The 7,653-nt window shown below is 61.3% G+C and carries 6 protein-coding genes and 2 pseudogenes; 4 read left to right on the plus strand and 4 right to left on the minus strand.

The window, feature by feature from the left end; all coding sequences use genetic code 11:
• Window positions 1-186 (plus strand): hypothetical protein (locus HT737_RS31385; protein ID WP_220459519.1); only part of this gene is annotated, 186 nt, incomplete at its 5' end.
• Here the strand turns inward: HT737_RS31385 and HT737_RS26440 are convergent.
• Together HT737_RS26440 and HT737_RS26445 are read right to left on the minus strand one after the other, a co-directional pair.
• Window positions 165-1,416: pseudogene (locus HT737_RS26440) on the minus strand (OprD family porin). The gene HT737_RS31385 and the pseudogene HT737_RS26440 sit on opposite strands and share 22 nt — an antisense overlap.
• 216 nt (window positions 1,417-1,632) lie before the next feature.
• Window positions 1,633-2,535 carry a polysaccharide deacetylase family protein gene (locus HT737_RS26445; RefSeq protein WP_182404313.1) on the minus strand — a complete coding sequence of 301 codons (903 nt, stop codon included), beginning with the start codon at window positions 2,533-2,535 and terminating at the stop codon, window positions 1,633-1,635.
• A gap of 298 nt (window positions 2,536-2,833) precedes the next feature.
• Here HT737_RS26445 and HT737_RS26450 point away from each other — a divergent pair, with 298 nt between their 5' ends.
• Both HT737_RS26450 and HT737_RS26455 read left to right on the plus strand, forming a co-directional pair.
• Window positions 2,834-4,489 (plus strand): MFS transporter, encoded by a 1,656-nt coding sequence (locus tag HT737_RS26450; RefSeq protein WP_182404314.1) that lies wholly within the window; start codon window positions 2,834-2,836, stop codon window positions 4,487-4,489.
• On the plus strand, window positions 4,486-5,628 hold the full coding sequence (locus HT737_RS26455) for an HlyD family secretion protein (protein WP_121186003.1): 1,143 nt from the start codon (window positions 4,486-4,488) through the stop codon (window positions 5,626-5,628). The genes HT737_RS26450 and HT737_RS26455 overlap by 4 nt, the downstream gene beginning before the upstream one ends.
• Window positions 5,629-5,652: 24 nt before the next feature.
• On the opposite strand, the gene copD is transcribed toward HT737_RS26455, so the two are convergent.
• Complete coding sequence (copD, locus tag HT737_RS26460; protein WP_182404315.1) at window positions 5,653-6,510, minus strand: copper homeostasis membrane protein CopD; 858 nt, start codon at window positions 6,508-6,510, stop codon at window positions 5,653-5,655.
• Window positions 6,511-6,513: 3 nt separating this feature from the next.
• Window positions 6,514-6,877: pseudogene (gene copC / locus HT737_RS26465) on the minus strand (copper homeostasis periplasmic binding protein CopC).
• Window positions 6,878-7,015: 138 nt separating this feature from the next.
• On the opposite strand from copC, the gene HT737_RS26470 reads away from it, so the two are divergent.
• Entirely contained in the window at window positions 7,016-7,636 is a 621-nt protein-coding gene (locus HT737_RS26470) for a TetR/AcrR family transcriptional regulator (protein ID WP_064587091.1), read from the plus strand.
• Window positions 7,637-7,653: the final 17 nt, after the last annotated feature.

Consider the following 7,653-nt stretch of genomic DNA (forward strand, 5'->3'; position numbering starts at 1 on the left):
AAGCCAGCTCCCACCGGTACCAGCGTTGTTTTCAATGACCGCATTCACTACAAATTCTGTGGGAGCTGGCTTGCCAGCGATGTGGCCATCCAGGCAACGCTTGCATCGACTGACAAGGCGCCTTCGCGAGCAGGCTCGCTCCAACAGGGTAAAGCGAAACCTGCTTACAACAACGAAATCGGGTAGCTGACGAAGATCCGGTTCTCATCGAACTCATTGGTGCTGAAGTCCCGGCGTATCGTCGCGTTGCGCCATCTCACATTGAGGTTTTTCAGCGGTCCGCTTTGCACGGTGTACCCCAGTTCCGACTCGCGGCCCCATTCCTTGCCGTCGGTAATCGTCCCGGTGTGCACGTTGTCGCCGCTGATGTAGCGGTTCATCAGGGTCAGGCCGGGAATGCCGAGGGCGACGAAGTTGTAGTCATGCCGCAACTGCCAGGAGCGTTCTTTGGCGTTGTCATAACTGGCGTTGTAGCTGTCGTTGGCCAGGGTGCCGCCGCTGGTGCCGTTGACCCGCATCCAGGCGTCGTCGCCGCTGAGTTTTTGCAAACCGACGTAGAAGGTGTTGCCGCCGTAGCGGGCCGACAGCAGGGCGAACGCGGTCTTGTTATCGAGGTCGCCGGCCAGGGCGCTGCCGTCTTCCTTGCCGGTGAAGAAACCGAGGTTGGCGCCCAGCGTCCAGTCGCCCATCGGCTGACTGTGGCTGAGGTTGAAATACTGCTGCTGGTAGATGTCGCTGAGTTCGGCGTACCACACGCCGAGCAGGGTGCGCTTGTCGTTGAAGGTGTATTCGCCGCCACCGAAGTTGAAACGGTCGGAGGTGAAGGCACCGCGGCCGTTCATCGACATGTCTTCCATGCTGGCATCGTTGCGTGGGCTGTTGCCACGGAACTGCCCGCCGTAGAGGGTCAGGCCGTTGATTTCGGTGGAAGTGACCTGGCCACCGCGAAAGGTCTGCGGCAGGGAGCGGCCATCGTCCGAGCGCAGAATCGGCAGCACCGGCATCCATTCGCCAACCTTCAATTCAGTTTTCGACACCTTGGCCTTCAGCGCTACACCCAGTCGCCCGAAATTGTCTGCCGGGCGACCATCATCGTGGATCGGCAACAGTTGCGTACCGCCGGTGCCTTTGCCGCCATCGAGTTTTTTGCGAGTACATCCCCAGCACATCGAGACCGAAACCGACCGTGCCTTGGGTGAAGCCGGATTTGGCATCGAGGATGAAGTTCTGCGTCCACTCTTCAGCCTTGCCCTGCGGATAGTTCGGGTTGACGAAGTTGCGATTGAAGTAGGCGTTGCGCAGGTTCAGCGTGGCTTTGCTGTCTTCGAGGAAGCTTTCGGCGTCTGCGCTCATGGGCAAAACCAGAGCGAGACTGCTGCAGCCGATCAAAGTCAGGGTGGAACACGGGCGGGGCATGGAAGTACGGGACGTGCGAACGGAATTGCAGACGAGTGTGCTCACGGTGACGCTCCCTGTTTCATTTGTTGTTTTTATTATTGTTATACGTCGTCGTACAACATGGTTGCGGATAGTTGCGAGGTTTTCCGCAAAAGTCAACAGGGCTTTTTTACGATGAGTTTTGCGCGAGTTGGCAGCCCTCCAGATGCTGCGAAGAGGGCTGTTTTCGGCGGCTTACCGGTTGTAGAGCGCCTCCGCGTTGTCGATCAGCGGGTTTTTCTCGGTCAGGACGACCCGGGCGATCTGATCCTTGCGCATGAAACTTACCTTCGGATGCGCTTGCGCATAACGAATGAACCGCTCCATCGCCTCGACCATCGCCGGTGTGCCGCCGATGCGGTCGTGCAGACTCACCGACATCATCCGTCGCTGGCTCGCGCCTTCGGCGTACAGGCGATCAAATTCCAGCACCAGTTGCTGATAGAACTGCTCGGCGGAGAAATGCCGGCCCTCGATCAGCACGATGTCGTTATTGCGCAGGGTGTACGGCACCACGGCAAATTTGCGTCCACGGACCATGGTCACGAACGGTTCGTCGCGGCTGACGTCATCGATGTGATAGGTGAAATTCAGGTCTTGCAGAACCTTCAGCGTATTGGGGCTGCGCCGCAGCCAGTTGGCGTTGTAGCCCACTGAGCGCTGGCCGGTAAGTTTTTCCACCGCGTTGACACCGTCGCCGATGAACTGTTTTTCCTGATCGTAACTCATGTTGTACGAATCGGCCCAACGCATGCCATGGGCCGCCAGTTCATGGCCGCGCGCAGCAATCGCTTTCGCCAGTTCCGGGTGCTTGAGCGCCGCTTCGCCGACCACATGCGAGGTGACCTTGATGCCGGTGCGATCCCACAGGTCGAGCATCCGCCACAAGCCTTCCTTGTAGCCATAATCAAACCAGGTCTGCGCCGGCAGATCCGGATAACCCTTGGGCAGCGGCGTGCCGGAGAACGGACTTTCCGCGCCTTCAGGCTGACCGCCGGTTTCGAACTGCATCGACACCGAGATCACCAGTTGCGAACCGTCCGGCCACGGGCGTTCCTGAGCGAAGGCGAGGGCAGGCAGCAGCAGGGCGGTCGCCACAAGGTTTTTTAAAAGATGTAGGGAGCGTTGCCGGTGGGGGCGTGGTCATAACGGGCACCTTGCAGGTTGAGAAGGGCTGCAAGGGTGGCAGTTGCCCGGTGCGGGAAAAATCCGTTGCGGGCGAGAAGACCTTTAAACAGAATTTACGAATCCGCCGCAAACCTGTGGGAGCGGGCGGCCGGTCACCCTGTTGCCGAGCCGAGTGTCGCCATCGCTGGCAAGCCAGCTCCCAGAGGATTGTGGGTTTGCCGCAAGATGTGCGGCAAACTCCCGGCAACACAAGCACAAGGTCTTTTCAATGGATCGATACGCCCCGCGCAACTGGCAGCCGCACGAGAAGCCCAGTCTGCCCGGTTCCCCCTCGACGCCGCTGCACTCCAACCCCAAGCGCCTGGCCTATGCGCTGGTCGGGCTGTTGGTGGCGGTGACCGGTGGTCTGGGCAACTCGCTGGTGGTCGCCAACCTGCCTTACCTGCAAGGCGCGTTGGGTGCGACCACGGCAGAGATGGCCTGGCTGCCGGCCGCGTACGTGATGACCAACGTGTCGATGAACCTGCTGCTGGTGAAGTTTCGTCAGCAGTTCGGCCTGCGCGCATTCACCGAAGTGTTTCTGGTGTTGTATGCGCTGGTGACCTTCGGCCACCTGTTCGTCAACGACTTGAGTTCGGCGATAGCGGTGCGGGCGGCGCACGGGATGGTGGGTGCGGCCTTGAGTTCGCTGGGCCTGTATTACATGATCCAGGCATTTCCGGCCAAGTGGCGGCTGAAGGCGCTGGTGCTGGGCCTCGGTGCGTCGCAATTGGCCCTGCCGCTGGCTCGCCTGTTCTCCGAAGACTTGCTGCAGATTGCCGAATGGCGCGGTTTGTACCTGTTCGAATTGGGCATGGCCTTGCTGTCGCTGGGCTGCGTGCTGCTGCTCAAGTTGCCGCCCGGTGACCGCTTCAAAACCTTTGAACCGCTGGACTTTCTGACCTTCGCCATCCTCGCCAGCGGCGTGGCCCTGCTCTGCGCGGTGTTGTCGCTGGGGCGGATCGACTGGTGGCTGGAGGCCGACTGGATCGGCTATGCGCTGGCGGCCTCGATTGCCCTGATCCTCGCGGGCCTGGCCATCGAGCACAACCGCAGCAACCCGATACTGATGACCCGCTGGCTCGGCAGCGGCACGATGATCCGCCTGGCGCTGGCGGTGACCCTGATTCGCATGGTCACCTCGGAGCAGTCCACCGGCGCGGTCGGTTTCATGCAGAACCTCAACATGGGTTATGAGCAACTGCACAGCCTCTACGTGGTGATGCTGATCGGCAGCATCGCCGGGCTGGCGACCAGTGCGCTGACCATCGACCCCAAGCACCTGCTGATGCCGCTGATCATCTCGCTGGCGCTGATGGCCACCGGCTCGGTGATGGACAGTTTCTCCAACAACCTGACCCGCCCGCAAAACCTGTATTTCAGCCAGTTCCTGCTGGCCTTCGGCAGCACGTTTTTTCTGGGCCCGACCATGGTGTTCGGCACCCGCAACGTGTTGACCAACCCGCGCAATCTGGTGAGTTTTTCGGTGTTGTTCGGGATCTGCAACAACCTCGGCGGCCTGCTCGGTGCGGCATTGTTGGGCACGTTCCAGATCGTGCGTGAGAAATTCCATTCCAGTCATCTGGTCGAGCACCTGACGCTGTCCGATCCGCTGGTGGCCGCCCGCGTACAGAGCGGCGGTTCGGCCTATGGCTCGTTGCTGGCCGATCCGAGTCTGCGCAACCTCGCCGGGATTCGCAGCCTGGCCAACGCAGCCACGCGCGAAGCCAACGTGCTGGCTTATAACGATGTGTTCATGCTGATCGCCGTGATTGCGGTGCTGACCATGATCTGGCTGTCCATTCGTGCGCTGTGGCTGATGAGCACCACCAAAGCCGTCGACCCAGCGCATTCCGTACCTCCTGACGGTGCCTCCCATTCATGACCGAACCGACCACCACAACCACCAATGCCATCGCCGCCACCCCGGAAGGCGTGGCGCCGCCGTCCTCGCCGAACACCGAGCCGCGCTCGTTGCGGGTGCGGATCATCTCGTCGCTGGGCTTTGCCGCGATTGCCATCGTCGGCGTGCTGATCGTGCTCTACGCCTGGCAACTGCCGCCGTTCAGCAGCGCCGTCGAAACCACGGAAAACGCCCTGGTGCGCGGGCAGGTGACGATCATCGGCCCGCAGCTCAGTGGCTACGTGTTCGAGGTGCCGGTGCAGGATTTCCAGTACGTGAAGGCCGGCGACTTGCTGGTGCGCCTGGATGACCGGATTTATCAGCAACGCCTCGATCAGGCGCTGGCGCAACTGGCGGTGCAGAAAGCCGCGCTGGCCAATGTGGTGCAGCAACGCAACAGTGCCGAAGCGACGATCAAGTTGCGTCAGGCGGTGGTGGCCGACAGCGAGGCGCAGTTGCGTAAAAGCGAGGCGGATCTGCGCCGTAACAAGGAGCTGGTGAGTGACGGCTCGGTGTCGAAACGCGAAATGGACGTGGCGCTCGCGGCCAATGCACAAGGTATTGCGGCGGTGGCGCAGGCCAAGGCTAATCTGGAAATCGCCCGGCAGGATCTGCAGACGGTGATCGTCAATCGCGGTTCGCTGGAGGCGGCGGTGGCCAGCGCTGAAGCGGCGGTGCAACTGGCGCGAATCGACTTGTCGAATACGCGCATTGTCGCCCCGCGAGACGGCCAGCTCGGGCAGATCGGCGTGCGCCTGGGCGCCTACGTCAATTCCGGGGCGCAGCTGATGGCGTTGGTGCCAAACCAGAAATGGGTGATCGCCAACATGAAGGAAACCCAGATGGACAACGTGCGCGTCGGGCAGCCGGTGCGCTTCACCGTTGATGCGCTGAACCACCGCCAGTTCACCGGCCATGTGCAGCACATTTCGCCCGGTACCGGTTCGGAGTTCGCCCTGCTGCAGGCGGATAACGCCACGGGCAACTTCGTGAAAATCGCCCAGCGCGTGCCGGTGCGGATCACCATCGATCCGGATCAGCAGGAAGAGGAACGCTTGCGCCCGGGGATGTCGGTGGTGGTCAGCATCGACACTGCAGCGGGCGACACACAACCGCATTGATCAACACAAAACCCTGTGGGAGCTTCAGGCTGCAATCATCGGCGGCAGGGTACCGAGCAGGGAGACCGCCGCCACCGCACCCATTCCCAACAACCACTCCAGCAGCACACTGCGCTTGAGCGCGCCCATCCGCTGTTCACAATCCTCGATCCGCAAGCGGTTGAACAGCGCCAGTGCAAGCATGCCCAGCACCAGCAACGCCTTGATCAGCAGGATCAGGGCAAAGCCACTGAACAGCGGCGTCGGCCACCATTGCCCGGTCAGCACGCGCACGTTGATCAGCCCGGTAATCAGCAGCCCGCCAACAATGGCGTAACCGACACCGCTGAAGCGTTGCAGGATCCGGCTCATCGTTTCGCTGGGTTGACGCAGGATCAATACCAGCAGCAACAGACCGCCGAGCCATGCGGCGACGCAGGTCAGGTGAACGATCTGGTTGAGGATCAGCAGTTGCCCATTCAGACCGTCGAGCATCGCGCCGTGACCGACCGGCGCCAGGGTCGCCAGGAGCAGCGCGCTCAAGCCCAGGCGCAGCGGCAGGCTCGATCGCCACGGCGTAAACAGCAACGCCAGCAACAGTGCGTTGATCAGCAGATGCCAACGCCAGACCTGACCGAAAAACGTATTGCCCAGCACCAGGCCAATCGTGTCCGGATCGAGCGCGGCCGTCGCTGAACCGGCCATGCTCGCGGTGATCAGCAGCGCCCAGGTGACACCGCTGACCAGCGCAATTGCCGTCAGCCAGCGCGCCAGTCGCGCCAGATGCCGATCCAGTGTCGGCACTGGCGCCTTGAGCAGCCGTGGCCGAAACAGCCAGGCGCCGAACAGCATCAATACCGCGCTGAAATGCACGAAGCGGCACAGCACCAGCGCTTCACTCATGAATTACTGGCCGACCTTGAACTGATAGGCGCCTTCGCTCTTGTGCGTGTCCACCGAAACCGCATGCCATTCGACTTTGTATTCACCGGCACTGAGTGGCGCGGCGGGGGGTAACGATCAAGGTTTTCTTGTCGCCTTCGGTACTCAAAGGTTTGATGGCGACCGGGGCGCCGTCGTGGGTCAGGCTGACTTTGGTGAAGCTGGCCTCGACGCCTTCGGAAAAGGTCAGGCGCAGATCGGCCGGCGCGGCGACGGTGCTGTCGGCGGCCGGGGTCTGGCTTTTCAAGTGGGCGTGGGCAAAAACGGAGGATGCGGCGCACAGCGAAGCGAGCAGGGCAGTGGTGGTCAGGACGTTCTTGAACAGCATCGCGGGTACCTCTGAGGCAGGACAAAGAAACGCCAGTTTAGCCATGCGCAGACCTTCGTACGAAGTTTTGTTTGCAGCGGTCGCCCCGAGGCCAGAGCGGATGCTAGTCTTCAACAACGTCGTTGTCAGGGAGCCCTCATGGGCAATCACAAGATCGAGATTCGTCGCAGTAACGTCGAGAAAATCCTGCTGGCGGCGGAAAAAGTCTTCGCCGAAAAAGGCTTCGGCGGCACCGCCATGGCCGATATCGCCGCCGAAGTGCAACTGCCGCGCTCCAACCTGCATTACTACTTTTCCACCAAGAGCGAACTGTACAGCGCGGTGCTGTTCGACCTGCTGGAGGTGTGGAAACAGGACGCGCTGTGCTTTGAGATGTTCGACGATCCACGGGTGGTGCTCAGCAGCTACATCCGCGCCAAGATGAACCACTCGCGCAGCCGGCCTTATGGTTCGAAAGTCTGGGCCAACGAGATCATCCACGGTGCGCCGACCCTGGGCGAGGCGCTGGACGTCAGCCTGTACGACTGGGCAAAGATGAAGGAAGCGAAGATCCGCCAGTGGGTGGAGGACCAGCGGATTCTGCCGGTGGAGCCGTCGAGCCTGCTGTACATGATCTGGGCCTCGACCCAGCACTACGCCGACTTCGATCATCAGGTGAATATTCTGAACGAGCACCAGCCGCTGTCGGACATGCAGTTCGAGCGGGCGGTGCAGACGGTGACCAGTGTGATTTTGCGGGGGATCGGGTTGGAGCCATAAATCAAAAGATCGCAGCC

The sequence above is a fragment of the Pseudomonas sp. MD195_PC81_125 genome, from assembly GCF_014060985.1.
In the GTDB taxonomy this organism is placed as follows: Bacteria; Pseudomonadota; Gammaproteobacteria; order Pseudomonadales; family Pseudomonadaceae; genus Aquipseudomonas; species Aquipseudomonas parakoreensis.